The organism is Streptomyces sp. V3I8 (genome assembly GCF_030817535.1).
Taxonomy (GTDB): domain Bacteria; phylum Actinomycetota; class Actinomycetes; order Streptomycetales; family Streptomycetaceae; genus Streptomyces.
Map to the genome: position 1 here is coordinate 824,064 of NZ_JAUSZL010000002.1, position 17,343 is coordinate 841,406.

15 protein-coding genes are annotated in these 17,343 nt (G+C 73.9%); 8 read left to right on the top strand and 7 right to left on the bottom strand.

From position 1 onward, the window contains the following. Positions 1-180: 180 nt before the first annotated feature. Positions 181-609, bottom strand: a complete 429-nt coding sequence (locus QFZ75_RS03955) for a protease inhibitor (RefSeq protein WP_307533862.1) — start codon at positions 607-609, stop codon at positions 181-183. Positions 610-1,047: 438 nt separating this feature from the next. Here QFZ75_RS03955 and QFZ75_RS03960 point away from each other — a divergent pair, with 438 nt between their 5' ends. Beyond that, on the top strand, positions 1,048-2,061 hold the full coding sequence (locus tag QFZ75_RS03960; RefSeq protein WP_307533863.1) for a hypothetical protein: 1,014 nt from the start codon (positions 1,048-1,050) through the stop codon (positions 2,059-2,061). Between the two features lie 203 nt (positions 2,062-2,264). Beyond that, a complete protein-coding gene (locus QFZ75_RS03965; protein ID WP_307533864.1) occupies positions 2,265-3,434 on the top strand; it encodes a lactate 2-monooxygenase in 1,170 nt (389 codons plus the stop codon). A 72-nt stretch (positions 3,435-3,506) separates the two neighbouring features. Here QFZ75_RS03965 and QFZ75_RS03970 read toward each other — a convergent pair whose 3' ends face one another. Further along, positions 3,507-5,393 (bottom strand): RICIN domain-containing protein, encoded by a 1,887-nt coding sequence (locus QFZ75_RS03970; RefSeq protein WP_307533865.1) that lies wholly within the window; start codon positions 5,391-5,393, stop codon positions 3,507-3,509. Between the two features lie 528 nt (positions 5,394-5,921). On the opposite strand from QFZ75_RS03970, the gene QFZ75_RS03975 reads away from it, so the two are divergent. Together QFZ75_RS03975 and QFZ75_RS03980 are read left to right on the top strand one after the other, a co-directional pair. Then, positions 5,922-7,208 (top strand): SLC13 family permease, encoded by a 1,287-nt coding sequence (locus QFZ75_RS03975; protein WP_307544209.1) that lies wholly within the window; start codon positions 5,922-5,924, stop codon positions 7,206-7,208. A 170-nt stretch (positions 7,209-7,378) separates the two neighbouring features. Further along, positions 7,379-9,259: a glycoside hydrolase family 9 protein gene (locus QFZ75_RS03980; RefSeq protein WP_307533866.1), complete on the top strand. Its 1,881-nt coding sequence runs from the start codon at positions 7,379-7,381 to the stop codon at positions 9,257-9,259. A 9-nt stretch (positions 9,260-9,268) separates the two neighbouring features. On the opposite strand, the gene QFZ75_RS03985 is transcribed toward QFZ75_RS03980, so the two are convergent. Continuing rightward, positions 9,269-10,192, bottom strand: coding sequence for a helix-turn-helix domain-containing protein (locus QFZ75_RS03985; RefSeq protein ID WP_307533867.1), 924 nt, complete (start codon positions 10,190-10,192; stop codon positions 9,269-9,271). Between the two features lie 72 nt (positions 10,193-10,264). Here QFZ75_RS03985 and QFZ75_RS03990 point away from each other — a divergent pair, with 72 nt between their 5' ends. After that, the gene (locus tag QFZ75_RS03990) at positions 10,265-11,173 is read left to right on the top strand and encodes a phytanoyl-CoA dioxygenase family protein (RefSeq protein ID WP_307533868.1); all 909 of its coding nucleotides are present in this window, start codon (positions 10,265-10,267) and stop codon (positions 11,171-11,173) included. Between the two features lie 19 nt (positions 11,174-11,192). Here the strand turns inward: QFZ75_RS03990 and QFZ75_RS03995 are convergent, their stop codons facing one another. Together QFZ75_RS03995 and QFZ75_RS04000 are read right to left on the bottom strand one after the other, a co-directional pair. Continuing rightward, the gene (locus QFZ75_RS03995; RefSeq protein ID WP_307533869.1) at positions 11,193-11,840 is read right to left on the bottom strand and encodes an HAD-IA family hydrolase; all 648 of its coding nucleotides are present in this window, start codon (positions 11,838-11,840) and stop codon (positions 11,193-11,195) included. An 11-nt stretch (positions 11,841-11,851) separates the two neighbouring features. Then, positions 11,852-12,868: an NAD(P)-dependent oxidoreductase gene (locus QFZ75_RS04000; RefSeq protein WP_307533870.1), complete on the bottom strand. Its 1,017-nt coding sequence runs from the start codon at positions 12,866-12,868 to the stop codon at positions 11,852-11,854. A gap of 276 nt (positions 12,869-13,144) precedes the next feature. Here QFZ75_RS04000 and QFZ75_RS04005 point away from each other — a divergent pair, with 276 nt between their 5' ends. Then, positions 13,145-13,993: an endo alpha-1,4 polygalactosaminidase gene (locus QFZ75_RS04005; RefSeq protein ID WP_307533871.1), complete on the top strand. Its 849-nt coding sequence runs from the start codon at positions 13,145-13,147 to the stop codon at positions 13,991-13,993. Between the two features lie 34 nt (positions 13,994-14,027). Here the strand turns inward: QFZ75_RS04005 and QFZ75_RS04010 are convergent, their stop codons facing one another. Continuing rightward, positions 14,028-14,543 carry a flavoprotein gene (locus QFZ75_RS04010; protein WP_307533872.1) on the bottom strand — a complete coding sequence of 172 codons (516 nt, stop codon included), beginning with the start codon at positions 14,541-14,543 and terminating at the stop codon, positions 14,028-14,030. A 22-nt stretch (positions 14,544-14,565) separates the two neighbouring features. Next, positions 14,566-15,024: a nuclear transport factor 2 family protein gene (locus QFZ75_RS04015; protein WP_307533873.1), complete on the bottom strand. Its 459-nt coding sequence runs from the start codon at positions 15,022-15,024 to the stop codon at positions 14,566-14,568. A gap of 109 nt (positions 15,025-15,133) precedes the next feature. Here QFZ75_RS04015 and QFZ75_RS04020 point away from each other — a divergent pair, with 109 nt between their 5' ends. After that, on the top strand, positions 15,134-15,730 hold the full coding sequence (locus QFZ75_RS04020) for a TetR/AcrR family transcriptional regulator (protein ID WP_307533874.1): 597 nt from the start codon (positions 15,134-15,136) through the stop codon (positions 15,728-15,730). Between the two features lie 120 nt (positions 15,731-15,850). Then, positions 15,851-17,311, top strand: coding sequence for an aldehyde dehydrogenase family protein (locus QFZ75_RS04025; protein ID WP_307533875.1), 1,461 nt, complete (start codon positions 15,851-15,853; stop codon positions 17,309-17,311). Positions 17,312-17,343 lie beyond the last annotated feature (32 nt).

A 17,343-nucleotide genomic window follows, 5' to 3' on the forward strand; every position in this document is an offset into this window, starting at 1 on the left:
GACACCGCCGGCCGGTGACGCCGGCCCCGCGACGACGCCAGGGCCGGCGGAGACGGCCCCACTCCGTCTCCACCGGCCCCTGTGGCGAGGTCGCGCGGCACTCCGCGACGGGACTCGCACTCCCCATCCGCTACGGCGGGCCTCCGTCGACGCACCCGGAAGACCGCGCGACCCCGGCTCTCAGAACGTGAAGACGGTCGTCCCGTAGGAGTTCTTCACGCACTCGTTGGCGAAGGTACGTTCGTAGGAGATCCGTCTGCCCTGCCAGACACCGTCGACCGTGACGACGACGGGGTCGTACTCGCGGGTGCACAGGACGTCGGATCCGGCCGTCAGGGCGTCGAGGTCCCCGCCCGAGGCCCGCAGTTCGCGGCAGGCCTGGACCGCGGCCGGGTGGGTGCCCGAGGCCGTCGGCGCACAGCTCAGGGTGACCGCGCGTTCAGGTGCGGCTTCGGCCGCGATCTCGCCGTGCCCCGTGGTGAGCACCAGGGACGAGGGGGCGTAGAGCGAGGTCGGCGAAGGGGTGGCGAAGGCGGTCCCGGTGAGGGGACCGCAGACGGCGGTGGCCGTCAGGGTGATCGTCGCTGCCCAGCGCGCGGTGTTCGGCATCGTGTGCATCCTTCCGCTCGTTCGGTCGCCGTACCGACTCGGTGGTGCCGGTGCGGCGAGCGCGAGTCTGCCGAGTCGGCGCCGGAAACACACGTCGACCCCATGCGTTTCGGTAACATTGCGTATTGAATCAGTGGCGCGAAGTGACGGAATGCGAACAGGTCGCCCTTGGAACTGAGCGGTTCCAAGGTCACACCGGAGGCCCGCTGGCCGGATCTCCCCTGGTCAGCAATAGGCCTGAAACATTCCGCTTCGGTCCGGGGCCGGGTCGGCCCCCTGCCCGGTGCGACCGTCCGCGGTGCCTGAGCCCGCCTCGCATCCTCCTCACCGATGTCCCGGGCCGGTTCTGCGAGCGGCGTGAGGGCGCAGGGCGAAAACCGGACAGCTCCTGCGGCAGGGGTGCTGTCCGGGATCTCGGCCTTCGTAGACTGCCCCGCCATGGGACAGATCTACGGGCTGGGCGAGATCACCTGTCCGTCCGGTGAACTGGTGATCGTCGACGGCGGCCATCTGGGCATGTGGAGCGGGGAGGGTTCACCGGCGCTGGTGGACCCGGCGGCGTTCGGTGTCCGCGACCCCGCGGTCGCGGCCGATGTGACCGCGGCGGCGGACTTCGTCGTCACCGGTCCGGACGCGGCCACCGCGGCCCACTCCTTCGGCCGCCAGCCCGGCCTGACACTCCATGACATCCCGGCGTCCGGAGCGGCCCGGCTGGCCGACCTCTTCGAGGCGCACTGCCGGGAGCACGGCTTCGACGCCGGGCTCGACGCCTCCGCCGGGCGGGTGCCGCACCGGGAACGGGTACGGCGCTGTACGGAAGCGGGAGGGGGCCGCTTCCTGATGCACGGCGTGCCGGTGGTGGCCGTCGGCGGCATGCCCCGGGACCGGCCGCTGCCGGTGCTGGGGACGGACACCGGCATCGTGATCCCCCTCGCTCCCTCCCCTGCCGACTGTCCCGTCGTCAAGTCCGTGGAGCTCGGGGAGATCCGCGTCGACTGGGCCCGTCTGCTCTTCGGGGACGCCGACGCGCTGAGCGCCTGGCGGCACGACGAACCCGTCGACGACCAGGCCGACGTGGCGTTCTGGGGCGCGTCCGAGGAAGCCGCCGCCGTCGAGTTCGAGGCCCCCTGCCTGGGCGAACCGGGTGAGGACGGGGTGCGGGGCTGGACGGGGCTGCCGGTGGCGCAGGCGATGCGGCTGGCCGGGGCGCTCTTCGACTGGAAGGACGCGGACCCGGCGCGGCGGCTGATGGTGGACTTCCGCCCGCACTCCCACCACTGGCAGATCATGCGGGCGGTCCGCGCCTCCCCGCTGCAGGCCGGCACCGTCGAGGTCGGCGGCGCGCGTGTGCTGTGCGCGATGCCCCGCCAGGGCGACGGCTGGTTCCCGGTCTCCGCGGACCTCGACCCGACGGGCCGACCGGTCACCGTACGCGTGTCCTTCCCGGAGTAGACGCCGCCCCGCCCTCGCTCTTCCCCCGTTCTTCCTCTCGCTCCTCCCCTCCTTCTTCGCCTCCGTCTCCGCGCCGGGCACGCCCCCGTGCTGGACGGATCTTGTCCCGCTCGTCAGGATCGTCGCGGGACGCGCGGTCCCGGGCGGAACGCGAACGGCGCGGTCCCGGCGACGGGATCCAGGGCGAGAGGCGGAGCGTACGGATGACGAAGCACTGGGCCGACTTCCAGTACGAGATCTATCTGAACGGGATGACCGGCGCGGTGCCGCGGCTGCCCACCGACCTGACCCGGCTGGAAGAGCTGACCGAGCAGCGGCTGGGCCCCGGCCCGGTGGGCTACGTGGCGGGCAGCGCGGGCAGCGGCAGCACGGCGCGGGCGAACCGGACCGCGCTCGACCGCCGCCGGATCGTGCCCCGGATGCTGCGCGACGTGCACGAACGCGACCTGTCCGTCGAGGTGTTCGGCCGCCCGCTGCCCGCGCCCCTCGCGCTCGCACCGGTCGGAGTCCTGTCGATCATGCACCCGGACGCCGAGTCGGCGGCGGCCCGGGCCGCCGCCGCGCAGGGAGTTCCGTTCATCCTGTCGTCGGCGTCCAGTACGCCGATGGAGCAGGTCGCGGAGGCGATGGGCGACGGGGAGCGGTGGTTCCAGCTGTACTGGGCCAAGGACCGCGAGGTCACGCGGAGTTTCCTGGACCGGGCGAAGGCCGCCGGGTTCAGCGCGCTGTTCGTCACGCTGGACACGCCCCTGCTGGCCTGGCGGCCACGCGACCTGGACCAGGCGTACCTGCCGTTCCTGCACGGTGTGGGCACCGCCAACTACTTCTCCGACCCGGCGTTCCGGGCGGGTCTCGCCAAGCCCGTGCACGAGGACCCGAACGCGGCGGTCATGCACTTCGTGGGGATGTTCGCGGATCCCGCCAAGACGTGGCCCGACCTGGAGTTCCTGCGGGAGAACTGGGACGGCCCGATCGTCCTGAAGGGCGTCCTGCACCCGGACGACGCCCGGCGGGCCGTCAACGCCGGGATGGACGGCGTGGTCGTCTCCAACCACGGCGGCCGTCAGGTGGCCGGCGCCGTCGCCGCGGCCGACGCCCTGCCCCGGGTGGTCGAGGCCGCCGGGGACCGGCTGGCGGTCCTCTTCGACAGCGGGATCCGCACGGGCGACGACATCTTCAAGGCGCTGGCCCTGGGCGCCGAGGCGGTCCTCGTCGGACGCCCGTACGCCTACGGGCTCGGCCTCGACGGGCAGGCGGGCGTCGAGCACGTCATCCGCTGCCTGCTCGCCGAACTCGACCTCACCCTCGCCCTGTCGGGGCACGCGGGCCCTGCGGACCTCGGCGCCGACGACTTGGAGGAGGGGACCGCGTGACGGCGGTCCGGGCCCCGTCGCCAGGAGGTCGCGCACCCGGTCCCGTACGGCCCGCGCCTCCCGGCCGTTCCGTCACAGACCGAGGCCGGTGAGCGCCCCCACCAGCAGCGAGGGCAGCGGGCCCGCGGGGAGCGGTCCGGCGGGCGGCGGGTCGGAGTCGTCGACCGTGGTGGCGCGGCGCGGCGCGTAGGGACTCGACGCGGCGGGGGCCGGCTCGGTGACCGCGTCCGCGTCCGGTTCCGTCCGTTCGTCCGCTGCGCGGGACCGCGGCCGCGCCACGCACGTCGCGTCGGCGCACGCGGAGTCCGAGCCGACCCGGGTGCCGGCGGCCGGGGGCTCGGCGGCCGAGCCGTCGGACGGCGACCCGGTGCCCGCTATCGACAGCGACCCGGGGCCGGCCGCGGTGGTGTCGGTGCGCCAGCGCTGGTCGTCACCGCGGTCCCGGATCTTCACCACGACGTCCGCCCGGACGTCGTCGGAGGCGGGCGCGACGGCGAGCCCCGCCTGCCAGCGGGGCAGCAGCTCCCCCTGCACGGTGAGGTCGTAGCGCACGTCGTCGCCCCGCGCCGCGGACGCGGCGACGCACCGGCCGAGGACCACCACTCCGGCGTCCACCCGGGAGTCCAGGCACAGCCCGGGTTCGGCGGCGCTGCGCAGGAGCCCGTCCTTCTCGTACGTCCACTTCTGGGTGCCGGCCGCCGAGCACGTGTCCAGCTCCGTGCCGGCGCCCGCCCTCGCCGTGCCGCCCTTGATGTCGAGGCAGAGGTCGGCGGCGAGGTTGCGCAGCCGGGTCCGGACCGGACCGGTGGGAAGGCCCGCCGAGTCGGGCGGGGACGAGGACCTGGCGGGCGGCACCGGCCCGCCCGGGGTGAGGCTGCCGGACACCCCGGTGCTGGCCGAGGGGTCCGCGCCGCCGTCGTCCGGCGACCACAGGGTGGCGACCAGGACGGTCGTCAGCAGCGCCACGGAGACCAGGCCCGCCCCGGCGAGCAGGGCCTTCGAGTGCCGCGGGCCGGGTGAGGAGTGGCGCCCCGGCCGGGCGGAGAACGGGGACGGCGGACGGAGGCGGCCCCGTCGGCCGGGACGGCTGCCGTCGTGGCGGGCCGTCCGGAAGCCCGGGTGGCCGCGGCTCGGCCGCGACTCGAGGTACCGCCGGGCGCCCCGGCCGAGCACGCCCTCGGCGAGCAGGCCGCCGAGCCCGCCTTCGAAATGGCTCAGCTGTTCGGCCGCGTGGCGGCAGAAACGGCATGACAGCAGATGCTGCCGCACATCGGGGAGCAGGGCACCGCCGCGTCGAATCGGAATGTCGAGGAGACGGTTGTAGTGGCGGCATTCCCTGTTCGGCGCGAGTTCGTGATGGGCCCGTACACAGCCCTCACGGAATTTCTCGCGGGCCTGCTCCAGCACCATCGACGCGGTGTCGGCGTCCATACCCAGCAGACCGGCCGGTACGGATATGTGCTCGGCCTCGACCTCGGTGTGCCAGAGCACGCACTGGGCGAGTCCGGGAAGGGCCTGGAAAGAACGTTCCGCGAGCTTCCGGTTTTCCGGTGTCATGGACTTCGTGACGCGCATGCCGCGGCCGCCGGCCGGTTTCCCGAGTTCGGGCAGCACCTCGGAGATCCGGTCGTCCGCGGACCAGACCCTGACGATGTCCCGTACGGCCAGGAGGAGTTGCGGACGCAGGGCGACGGCCGACCCGGCGTTCCCGAGCCGCTCCAGAACCTGCTGGAAAGCGGCCGCGGTGACCATCGAGGCGACGTTCGCGGAGGAGGCGAGGCAGATGACCGCGTAGTCGTGGGCCGGCTGCCAGTGCCGCGCGAGCAGCAGCGCGACGGAGTGGGCGGGTTCGCCCTCCGGCCGCGCCCGCAGGGCGGCCACGAGGCTCTCGTCGGATTCTCCGGGAACGTCACCCGGGCCGGGCGAAGAGGGCGGGCGGGGAGGGTGGGGGGTGTGCACTGAGCGGTTTCCTTCCAAGGCACAAAATGGCACAGAGGAGTCGGCCGTCGGCCGCGAGCCTTTTGGGGCCCGGCGGCACGAGGGAATCCCGGGCGGTGAATCAGACCTGGCCATGGGCCATGTGCGAGGACGTTCACCCTTGCACATCCCGCTCTCGCCCAACAAGGTATTCGGGGCCACTTCGGCAACATCCGCGTATTGAAGGAAAGTCAGTGTTCACCCGGGTCAACCCGTGTCGGAGACCGCGCCTTTCGCCGTCGAGTCCGCCGACGGGCGCCGGGCCGGCCGGGCGGGACCTCCGGACCGCTGATCCGAGGCGTGCCATTCGTGCGGAACCGGACCTGCGGAGAACAGGAACCCGGTGCCGGTTCGGAATACCGGACGCACTCGCCGTTCCGCCGGAATACGGAACACGGGAGCGAGCAGAAGGAGTGGGCGGCGACACCCGCGCCCCCGTTCACGCCACCGGCCCCCCGTCTGCTTCAGTGGGGCCGGACGAATCCGACATGCACCTCCGAAGGACGCACCCTGAGCCCCGCACTCGCGACCATCCTCTCCGCCGTTCTGCTCGTGGCGGTCCTGGCCGGTGCCGTGATCCGCCCCTTCGGTCTGCCGGAGGCCACCGTGGCCGTCCCGGCGGCCGCTCTGGTGATGGTCACCGGCGCCATCCCGCTCGACCACGCGCGGGCCGAGGCGGAACTGCTCGGCCCGGTCGTGGGCTTCCTGGCGGCGGTGCTCGTGCTCGCCAGACTCTGCGACGACGAAGGGCTCTTCCAGGCCTGCGGCGCCTGGCTGGCCCGTACGTCCGGAGGGCGGCCGCAACGGCTGCTGGCCGCGAACTTCCTGCTCGCCTCGGTCATCACGGCCGTGCTCAGCCTGGACGCCACGGTCGTCCTGCTCACGCCGGTGGTGTTCGTGACCGTGGCCCGCCTCGGCGCCCGCCCCAAACCCCATGTGTACGCGTGCGCGCACCTGTCGAACACGGCGTCGCTGCTGCTGCCCGTGTCCAACCTGACGAACCTCCTCGCGTTCACGGCCAGCGGTCTGAGCTTCACGCGGTTCGCCCTGCTGATGGGGCCCGCGTGGGTGGTCGCCGTCGGTGCCGAGTACCTGGTCTTCCGGCGGTTCTTCGCCGACGACCTGAAGGCGGACTCCGCGCGAGCGGCCGGGTCCGGAGCCGAACCCGGAGCCGAGTCCGGAGCCGAGTCCGTCGAGGTGCCCGTGTTCGCGCTCGCCACCGTCGCGTGCACCCTCGCGGGCTTCGTCGTGACGTCGGCGCTCGGCATCGAGCCGGCCTGGGCGGCGCTCGCGGGCGCCCTCGTGCTGGCCGTGCGGGCCCTGGCCCACGGACGCACCACCCCGCTCGCCGTCGTGCGGGCCGTCTCGCTGCCCTTCCTCGCCTTCGTCCTGGCGCTGGGCATCGTGGTGCGGGCGGTGGTCGACAACGGCCTGTCGGACGCGATCGGGCACCTGGTCCCCGACTCGGCGGGCCTGCCCGCGCTGCTCGGCATCGCCGTCCTCGCCGCCCTGCTGGCGAACCTCATCAACAACCTGCCGGCGGTCCTCGTCCTGCTGCCCCTGGCCGCGGCCGGCGGACCGGGGCCGATCCTCGCCGTCCTCCTGGGGGTGAACATCGGCCCGAACCTCACGTACGCCGGTTCACTGGCGACCCTGCTGTGGCGGCGGATCGTCCACCAGCACGACCACGAGGTCGAACTCGGCGAGTTCACCCGGCTCGGCCTGGTCACCGTGCCCGCCACCCTGGTCCCGGCGGTGGCCGCGCTCTGGGTCTCACTGACCGTGTTCGGCAGCTGAATCACCCGTACGAGGGGTGTCGCGCGCAGAGCATTGACGCTGTGACATGACCATGCAATGCTCCCGTCCTGGGAGCGCTCCCACTACTCTGTCGTCCCCGCCGGTCCATCAGCCCACCGGCCCACCGGACGGCATCCATGGACCCCGATCCAGACACCGGGAGGCGCTCCATGCTCACGTTCCCGCACGTGCACAGCCGCCTTACGGGGCGGCGCACCACCAGACGCGTGACGGCCGCCCTGCTGACAGCCACCCTGCTGTCGGGCGCACTGGCCCTCGCCCCCGGCGCCGCCGGAGCGCCGTCCGCCGCCACCGACGCCGTAGCCGATCCGGGCACCGCCGCCACCACACCGGTACGCGTCAACCAGGCGGGCTACCTGCCCGACGGCCCCAAGCGCGCCACGGTCGTCACGACGGCCGCCGAGCCGCTGGCCTGGCAACTGCGCGGTGCGTCGGGCGCCGTGGCCGCCTCCGGCAGGACCGTCGTGCGCGGCGCCGACGCGGCCTCGGGCGAGGCGACCCACCTGGCGGACTTCTCGGCCTACCGGAAGTCCGGTTCCGGCTTCGTCCTGGTGGTCGACGGGTGGAGCAGCGCGCCCTTCGACATCCGCGCGGACCTGTACGACACCCTGCGGTACGACGCGATGGCCTTCTTCTACCACCAGCGCAGCGGCACCCCGATCGAGGCCTCGCTGGTGGGTCCCGCCTACGCGCGGCCCGCCGGACACGTCGGGATGGCCCCCAACCAGGGCGACACGGACGTGCCGTGCCAGGCCGGCGTGTGCGACTACTCCCAGGACGTGCGGGGCGGCTGGTACGACGCCGGCGACCACGGCAAGTACGTCGTCAACGGCGGCATCTCCGTCTGGCTCCTGGTCGACTCCTTCGCACGGGCCGAGCGGGCCGGCACCGCGTCCGCGCTCGGCGACTCGACCCTGCGGGTCCCGGAGCGCGGCAACGGCGTGCCGGACGTCCTGGACGAGGCCCGCTGGGAGCTCGACTTCCTGATGCGGATGCAGGTCCCGGCGGGGAAGCCCTACGCGGGCATGGCCTTTCACAAGATCCATGACGCGGCCTGGACGGGCATCCCGACCCGGCCCGAACTGGACGGCCAGGCACGCGAGCTGCACCGCCCGTCGACCGCCGCCACGCTCAACCTCGCCGCCACGGCGGCCCAGTGCGCGCGGGTCTTCCGTCCGTACGACCCCGCGTACGCGAAGCGGTGCCTGGGCGTGGCCCGTACCGCGTGGACCGCGGCGAAGGCCGAGCCCGCGCTGTACGCGCCGGACACGGACAGCACGGGCGGCGGCCCCTACAACGACACCCGGGTGACGGACGACTTCTACTGGGCGGCGAGCGAGCTGTACGCGGCCACCGGGGAGCGCGCCTACCGGGACGCCGTCACCTCCTCCCCCTGGCACACCTCGGCCGACGCGCTCACGCCGGGCGGCTTCAACTGGGCCGACACCGCCGCCCTGGGCCGGCTGACCCTGGCCACCGCGCCGAACGGGCTGCCCGCCTCCGACATCCGGCGGGTACGGGCCTCGGTGACGGCCGCCGCCGACGGGCATCTCGCCACGATGGCCGGGCAGGGCTACGCGGTACCCATCCCCGCGACCGGATACGTGTGGGGTTCCAACAGCCAGGTCACCAACAACGCGATCGTCGTGGCGACCGCCTACGCGCTGACCGGACGACAGCGGTACCGGGCGGGCGTGCTGGAGTCGATGGACTACCTGCTGGGCCGCAACACCCTGGACCTGTCGTACGTCACCGGCTACGGCGACGCGTACGCCCGCAACCAGCACCACCGGTTCTGGGCGCACCAGTACGACGCCTCGCTGCCGAACCCGCCGACGGGCTCCCTCGCGGGCGGTCCCAACAGCGGTCTGCAGGATCCGGTGGCGCAGGAGCACCTGGCCGGGTGCGCGCCCGCGGCCTGCTACATCGACGACATCGGTTCGTACTCCACCAACGAGGTGACCGTCAACTGGAACGCCCCGCTGGCCTGGCTGGCGGCCTTCGCCGCCGAGCGCCGTCCGCGCTCCTAGGCCCTGTGGTCACATTCCCGTTCGGCGCCGGAGCCCCGCGCGGTACGCGCCGGGCGGGGTTCCGTAGCGCTGCCGGAAGACCCGGCTGAAGTGGAACGGGCTGGCGAAACCGGCCGCCGCCGCGACCCGTTCCACCGGCAGGTCGGTGGCCTCCAGCAGCCGCGCCGCGTGCAGCAGCCGGGCGGCGAGCAGCGCCCGCATCGGCGACTGGCCCAGCTGCCCGGTGAAGAGGTGGGCGAACCGGGAGGCCGACAACGACACCTCCGCGGCCAGTGTCGCCACCGTGTGCGGGGCGCCCGGGTCCGCGGCGATGCGTGCTTCGGCCCGGCGGACGCGCGGGTCGACACCGGACCGGTCCGCCGCCCCGCGTGCCGTGGCGGTGGTGAGCACGACGACCGACTCCAGGGAGCACAGGGCGAGTTCGCGGGCCGCGGTGCCGTGGGCCACGGCGACCCGGCCGGCCCCGGGCTCCCCCGGTTCCCCGGCGGGCGGCGCGCCCTCGCCGGTCCACCGCGCGTCGGCGAGCATCCGCCGGAAGGAGCGCTCCAGCCGGTCCCGGACGGCGGCCGGCACCGGCGTGACGGCGTGCAACCGGTCGCCGAGGAGGTACGGCCGCAGCCGGTCCGTCCAGGCCGGACGGGACTGGCAGTGGACCCACCAGAAGGTCCACCGCCGGGCGCCGGGCGCGACCGTGTAGCGGTGGGGCACCCCGGGGCCGAGGACGACGAGGTCGCCCGCGCCGGCCGGGGTCCCGGTGGCGCCCTGCGTCAACTGCCCCGTACCGCCCGTGGTCCAGGTGAAGAGCCAGCTGTCGGCGCCGCGCGGCCGGTGGACGCCGTACCCCGGGCGCTCGTCGAAGCGGCCGACGGTCACCAGGCCCGGCGGAGGGGACGGCGCGGCGGTCTCGGGCAACGCGTCAGCACGCACAGGCATCCTCCCGGAAAGTGCTCATGCCTAGCGTGACGTACGGAGGGCACCGAGGACACCGGCGCGAAGGGCGGTCGCATGGCAGTCACGGACAGGAGCGCAAGCACGAGCACGGACACGGACTCCGGCGGGCGCGCGGACCGGCGTACGGACGGGACGGACGAGGACGGGCCGGGAGGTGCGCGGCGGGACCGGGGCCGGGACCTCGGGCGGCGCTTCGCGGAGGACGGCTTCGTCGTGGTGCGCGGCCTGTTCGCCGCGGCCGAGATCGACGCGCTGTGCGACGAATTCACCGCGCTGCACGCGGCCGGACCGGTGCCCGGGCACTTCGAGCCCCGCGCGACCGGGGCCGCCGGGCCCGTCGACCCGCTGCACGTCCGCCCCAGGGTCATGCAGCCGCACCGCATCAACGCCCTGGCCAGGCGTTTCCTCCTCGATCCCCGGCTGCGCGGCGTTCTCGAGATCCTGCTGGGCGAGGAGGTGCTGGCCGCGCAGAGCATGTTCTACTTCAAGCCGCCCGGGGCCCGCGGGCAGGCGCTGCACCAGGACAACTTCTATCTGCGGACCGAGCCGGGCACGTGCGTGGCGGCCTGGGTCGCCTGCGACGTGATCGACCGGGGCAACGGCGGTCTGGAGGTCGTCCCCGGCACCCACCGCATGGACGTGTTCTGTCCCGAGGAGGCCGACGAGGGGCTGTCGTTCGCGCGCGAGTACGTGCCGCCGCCGCCCGGTCTGGCCGCCGTCCCGGTCGGCATGGAGCCGGGGGACGTCCTCTTCTTCAACGGCAGCCTGGTGCACGGCTCCCCTCCCAACCGCAGCGCCGACCGCTTCCGCCGCTCGTTCATCGGCCACTACGTGGGCCGTTCCACGCGACGCATCGGCCGCCACTACCCCACCCTGACCATGGGCGGCGATCCCGTCCCGCTGCCGCAGAGCGCGGGCGCGGGGCCGTGCGGCACGGAGTTCGCGCCGGCGGGGCCGCACTGAGCCGGGCGGGTCCGCGCGGTCAGGAGCGCAGCAGGCAGGCCGCGCCCAGGTCGAGCACGCCCTCGTGCCAGGTGAGCCCGCGCAGATCGCGTACGACGACCGGGGCGTCGGTGTGCAGACCGCGCGGTCCGACACCGATGACGTACGCGCCGGCCGCCTTCCCCGCCGTGGCGCCCGCGGCGCTGTCCTCGAGGACGACGCTCCGCGCGGGGTCGACGCCGAGCTTCCCCGCCGCCGCCAGATAGCCGTCGGGGGCGGGTTTGCCGTGGCCGACGTCGTCCGCGGTGACGAGCACGGGCGGCAGCGGAAGGCCCGCGGCGGCGAGACGGGCCCGGGCCAGCCCGGTGACCCCGGAGGTGACGACGGCCCAGCTGCCCGGCGGCAGGCCCGTCAGGAGGTCGAGGGCGCCGGGCAGGGCGGTCGTGGTGGCGGCCGCCTCGATCTCCAGGCGGTCGATCTCGGCGAGGGCGGCGGGCCGTTCGGCGGGGTCGGTCACGAGAAGGGCGACGGTGTCGGCGGAGCGCCGCCCGTGGACCGCCGCCGTGACCCGTTCGGCGTCCAGTCCGCGCGCCCGGGCCCACCGGCTCCACGCCTGGTCGACGCCGAGGTCGGAGTCGACCAGGACGCCATCGTTGTCGAGGAGCAGACCCTCGCAGGGGATCTTCATGGACGGACCTTTCACGTGACGGGACGGTTGCGGTAGCGGCCGACCAGTTCGCGGGCGGCGGCCTGCATACGGGCGGGCGGCAGCCCCCGGGCCAGCAGGGTCAGGTCGTCGACGACCATGTCGCCGATGCTCAGGAAGGCGTCCGGGACGCCGCCCGCACGGTGGGCGGAGAGCACCAGGCCCTCCAGGGACCGGACGGGGTCGTCGGCGGCGACGGGTTCGTCGGGCCAGACGTCGATCCCGGCGAGCAGGCGGCCTCCGGCGACCCGGGCCAGCAGCGCGGGGAAGTCCACCACGGGCGCCCGGCTCACGAGGACCAGCCGGGCGCCGTCGGGCAGCAGTCCCAGTTCGCGTTCGCCGAGCAGGTGGCGGCTGTCGTCGGTGACGGTGGCGAGGACGAAGACGAACGTGCTGCGGGTCAGGGTCTCGTCGAGCGTGGCCGGCACGAGTCCCTGCTCGCGCAGGACGGCGGGCGGCAGCCAGGGGTCGTACACCCGCGTGGTCGGGCGGAAGGGCGCGAGGAGCGGGTGCAGGGCGCGGCCGAGGTTCCCGAATCCGATCAGGCCGACGTCCGCGCCGCGCAGCAGTACGGCGTCGGCGTTGCCGTCGGACACGTACCGCTCCCGTCCGGCGCGGAACGCGCGGTCCTCGCGGCTGATGCCGCGCGCCAGGTCCAGGGCGAGACCAAGGGCGTACTCGGCGACGGCCTGGGCGTAGGCGGGCCCGCAGCCCAGGACGTGGATGCCGCGGCGGAAGCACACGTCGTAGTCGACGTTCGGGAAGAAGTTGCCCTCGACGTTGAGCAGGGCCCGCAACCGGCCCGCCCGGGCCAGGCGGGCGGCGGGCAGGCCGGGCTGACCGACGACGGCGAAGGCCTCCGGCAGTGCGCGGTCCAGGGCCTCCTCGGTGTCCGGCTCGACGACGGTGAAGCGGTCGTGGAGCCGGGCCAGCGTGTCCGGGCGGAAGATGCGTTCCCTGGGGTGCGGGTCGGGGCGCAGGATCACGAGCGGCTTGTGCGGGGTGCTCACGGCTCTCCTTGCATCCGTCACGGTTCTCCCCGCCATCCGTACCCGGCGTACGCGTCCGTATCCGGCGTGTGTCCCCCGGGACCGGGGGCCGCGCGCCCCGGTCGCGCGGATTTGACGTGCGGGTTTCCGCGCGATTTGATCGCGACGTGCCGAGGCGCGCAGCCCGGCACCAGAGGTGCGCCCAGCCGGTGGCGGAACGATTCCCAGTCCGGCCGAAGTCGCCAGGACCCTCACACGGTCCGAGGCGGGGTCGTACTCGCGAACGATGGAGCGGACATGCCCGCCAAGCGTGGCCCCCGCGCGGGATTCATCCGGGCGGCCGCCGCCCTGCTCACCCTCGCCGCCCTGGCCTCCTGTTCGTCGTCCGACGGGGACGCCGGGGGGTCCGCCTCCCCCACGGGGCCGGGCTCCGGGGCCGTGCGGCTGCCCCCCGTGCCCGCCGGTTTCGACTACCAGATCGGCGGCGCCTACCCGCCGCCGTCCGGCGTCCGCATCGTCGCCCGTGACCGCGGCGCCGAACCCGCGCGCGGCCTCTACAACATCTGTTACGTCAACGCCTTCCAGGCCCAGCCCGACGAAAAGGACGACTGGCCCGACGACCTGCTGCTGCGGGACGGGAAGGGCGAGGTCGTCATCGACGCCGACTGGGACGAGCCGCTGCTCGACATCGGTACCCCCGCCAAGCGGAAGCGGGTCGCGGCCCGGGTCGACCAGTGGATCGACGGCTGCGCGGACAAGGGCTACGACGCCGTCGAGCCGGACAACTACGACAGCTACACGCGCTCCCACCAGCTGCTGGACGCGAACGACGCCATGGCGTTCATCAAGCTGCTCTCCACGCACGCGCACGCGCGTGGGCTGGCGATCGCGCAGAAGAACACCGTGGAGCTGGCCGGGCAGCGTGTGCGCGCCGGGCTCGACTTCGCGGTGGTGGAGGAGTGCGGGGCGTACGACGAGTGCGGTGAGTACGCCGACGCCTTCGACGACCGGGTGGTCGTCGTGGAGTACACCGATAAGGGAATGCGCAAGGCCCGTGCGGGGTTCGGCGACCGGCTGAGCATCGTGCGCCGGGACGTGCAGGTGTCGACGCCGGACAGCGACGACTACGTCCGCAGGACCCGCTGAGCAAGGCGCCGGCCCGTCGTCGGCCGGCGACGGGTCAGCGGGCCAGCAGGTCCAGGGCCTGTTCCCAGCGGAATCCGCCCTCCTCGGGGCCGCCGAAGGCGTGCTCGCCGAACCGGACGCCCATCCCGCGCAGCCGTGCCAGGCTGTCCCGGTAGGCGGGGTGGGCCGTCAGCGCCCGGCTCACGCACGGCAGTACGGAGATCGGCACGCCCGTCCCGGACGCCTCGCAGAGCGTGCCGAGGGCGAGCGTGTCGGAGATACCGGCCGCCCACTTGTTGACGGTGTTGAAGGTCGCGGGCGCCACGGCGACGGCGTCCGGGTCGGGGAACGGCCGCGGGTCGCCCGGCGCGCGCCAGGCGGACCTGATCGGCCGGCCGGTCCGCGCCTCGACCGCCGCGGTGTCGAAGAAGCCCGTCGCGAGCGGGGTGGCGATGACGCCGACCTCCCAGCCCCGTTCCTGCGCCAGGGTGATCAGTTCGCCGATGCCGTCGGCGACCGCGGCCGCGCAGACGACGACGTAGAGGAAGGGTTCACGGGCCTGTTCGGTCACCCGGGAACCCTACTGAACGTCCCTACCGCACCGGGAGCGGCCGCCCCCGCTCGGAGTCCGCCCGCGGGCCGTGGATCCGGCGCTCCCCCTCCTCGATCGGCACGTCGTCGATGCTGGCCTCGCGGCGGGTCATCAGGCCGCGCTCGTCGAACTCCCAGAGCTCGTTGCCGTACGAGCGCCACCACCGGCCGTCGGTGTCGCGGCACTCGTACTGGAACCGGACGGCGATGCGGTTGCCGTCGAAGGCCCAGAGGTCCTTGCGCAGGGCGTACTCCTCCTCGCGCCGCCATTTGCGGGTGAGCAGTTCCACGATCTGCGCACGGCCGGTGACGAAGGTGTCGCGGTTGCGCCAGACCGAGTCCGGCGAGTAGGCGAGCGAGACCTTCTCCGGATCGCGGGTGTTCCAGGCGTCCTCGGCCGCCTGGACCTTCTGCGCGGCGGTCTCACGGGTGAAGGGCGGCAGGGGCGGACGGTCGGCCATGGCGGGGTCCCTCGGGAGCGGCAGGATGGAGAACGGGCGTTCTCCGGTGTCGCCGCTAACCTAGAGAACGGTGGTTCTCGCGTCAAGACGGCAGGGAGTGGGCGGGTACATGGACAGCACGGTCGCCAGGGAGCGGGTCCTGGACGCGGCGGAGGCCCTGTTCTACGGGCGCGGCATACAGTCCGTCGGCATGGACGACGTCCGGGGCGCCTCGGGGGTCTCGCTCAAGCGGCTCTACCAGCTGTTCCCCGCCAAGGAACACCTCGTGGTGGCGTACCTGGAGCGGCGCGACGTCCGGTGGCGGCGGCGGCTCGCCGAGTACGTGGAGCGGCACGAGGACGCGCGGGAGCGGATCCCGGCGGTCTTCGCATGGCTGGAGCGGTGGTTCGGGGAGCCGGACTTCCGGGGCTGCGCCTGGATCAACTCGTACGGGGAGCTGGGGGCCGTCTCGGAGCCGGTCGCCGAGCAGGTCCGACGTCACAAGCGGGCTTTCGGGGAGTACCTGGCCGGGCTGGTGCGCGACGCCGGCCTGCCGCCGGACCTCGCCGGTCAGCTGCAGCTGCTGGCGGAGGGCGCCATGGTCACCGCCGCGATCGGACGGAGCCCGGAGCCCGCGGCCCGGGCCGGGCGGGCGGCCCGGGTGCTGGCCGGCCCCTACGGCACCGCCCACGACGCTCCGCGCGGCGGGTCCGCCGGCATTGACTGATGACGCGGCGGGTTGCAGACTCCGATTGAAGATTCAAATGGACAATTGTTCACCAGACGAACGCGGGCGTTTCCGTCGCGGAGCGCGGCGCGTCGCGTCGCCCGACGGGAAGAGCCGCACATGACCCTCCATCGTGACCTGCTGATCGGCGGCAAGGAGCTGCCCGCGGCCTCCGGCCGCACCGCCGAGGACGTGAGCCCCTACGGCGCGGAGGTGTACGCCACGGTCGCCGCGGCGGACGCCCGGGACGTCACCCGGGCCGTGGACGCGGCGGACGCCGCGTTCGAGGGCTGGGCCGCGCTCGGTCCGGCGCAGCGGCGCGGGATCTTCCTCGCCGCGGCCGACCTGCTGGAGGCCCGCACCGAGGACGCCGTACGGATCATGGCGGGCGAGGTCGGCGGCACCCGGCCCTGGGCCATGTTCAACGTGGGCCTCGCCGCGAACATCCTGCGCGAGGCCGGCGCCGCGGTGACCGCTCCGCGCGGTGAGGTGCTGAGCGCGCAGGAGGAGGGCGTGCTGGGCCTCGCGGTCCGCGAGCCGGTCGGCGTCGTGGCGGCCTTCTCACCGTGGAACGCCCCGGTCATCCTGGGGGTGCGGGCGGTCGCCGCGCCGCTCGCCGCGGGCAACACCGTGGTGCTGAAGCCGAGCGAGGACGCGCCGATCGCGTGCGGTCTGTTCATCGCGGACGTCCTGCGCGAGGCGGGCCTGCCCGACGGCGTCCTGAACGTGATCACGAACGCTCCCGAGGACGCGGCCGCCGTCGCCGAGGCCCTGATCGCCGACGAGCGCGTACGGGCCGTCAACTTCACCGGCTCCACGGGGGTCGGCCGGATCATCGGCGTGCACGCGGCCCGGCACCTGAAGCCCGCGGTCCTCGAACTCGGCGGCAAGAACTCGGTGATCGTGCTGGACGACGCCGACGTCGACTACGCGGTCGACGCGGCCGTCTTCTCCGTGTTCATGAACTCCGGCCAGATCTGCATGTCCGCCGACCGCATCCTCGTGCACGAGAGCCTGGCCGAGGAGTTCACCGCCAAGTTCACCGCGAGGACCGAGGCGCTCGCGTCCGGCGACCCGTCCGACCCGCACACGGTGGTCGGCCCACTCGTCACCCGGGACGCGGCCCGCCGGGTCGCGGCGCTCGTGGAGGACGCCGTCGCCAAGGGAGCCACCGTCCTGACCGGCGGCGGCGCCCCCGAGGGGGCCGTGCACCCGGCGACCGTCCTGACCGGCCTGCCGGAGGAGGCCGAGCTGTACCGGGGTGAGGCCTTCGGCCCGCTCGCCGTGCTCGGCACGTTCGCCACGGACGACGAGGCGGTCTCCTTCGCCAACGCCACCGAGCACGGGCTGACCTGCGGGATCATCACCGAGAACGGCACGCACGGACTCAGGGTCGCCCGCCGGATCCGGACCGGCATCGTGCACGTCAACGACCAGTCCGTCGCCGACGAGCCGAACGCCCCCTTCGGCGGGTTCAAGGGCAGCGGCTACGGGCGCTTCGGCGGCCGCTGGGGCATCGAGGCGTTCAGCAACACCCGCTGGGTGACGCTGGCCACCCAGCAGGCGCACTTCCCGTTCTAGTGCCGTGCCGGGCCCGGGCCCTGGGTCCGGCG

Coding starts and splice junctions, on each gene's coding strand:
- QFZ75_RS03955 (WP_307533862.1), bottom strand. CDS start 609: ATGCCGAACACCGCGCGCTGGGCAGCGACGATCACCCTGACGGCCACC.
- QFZ75_RS03960 (WP_307533863.1), top strand. CDS start 1,048: ATGGGACAGATCTACGGGCTGGGCGAGATCACCTGTCCGTCCGGTGAA.
- QFZ75_RS03965 (WP_307533864.1), top strand. CDS start 2,265: ATGACGAAGCACTGGGCCGACTTCCAGTACGAGATCTATCTGAACGGG.
- QFZ75_RS03980 (WP_307533866.1), top strand. CDS start 7,379: ATGCTCACGTTCCCGCACGTGCACAGCCGCCTTACGGGGCGGCGCACC.
- QFZ75_RS03985 (WP_307533867.1), bottom strand. CDS start 10,192: ATGCCTGTGCGTGCTGACGCGTTGCCCGAGACCGCCGCGCCGTCCCCT.
- QFZ75_RS03990 (WP_307533868.1), top strand. CDS start 10,265: ATGGCAGTCACGGACAGGAGCGCAAGCACGAGCACGGACACGGACTCC.
- QFZ75_RS03995 (WP_307533869.1), bottom strand. CDS start 11,840: ATGAAGATCCCCTGCGAGGGTCTGCTCCTCGACAACGATGGCGTCCTG.
- QFZ75_RS04005 (WP_307533871.1), top strand. CDS start 13,145: ATGCCCGCCAAGCGTGGCCCCCGCGCGGGATTCATCCGGGCGGCCGCC.
- QFZ75_RS04015 (WP_307533873.1), bottom strand. CDS start 15,024: ATGGCCGACCGTCCGCCCCTGCCGCCCTTCACCCGTGAGACCGCCGCG.
- QFZ75_RS04020 (WP_307533874.1), top strand. CDS start 15,134: ATGGACAGCACGGTCGCCAGGGAGCGGGTCCTGGACGCGGCGGAGGCC.
- QFZ75_RS04025 (WP_307533875.1), top strand. CDS start 15,851: ATGACCCTCCATCGTGACCTGCTGATCGGCGGCAAGGAGCTGCCCGCG.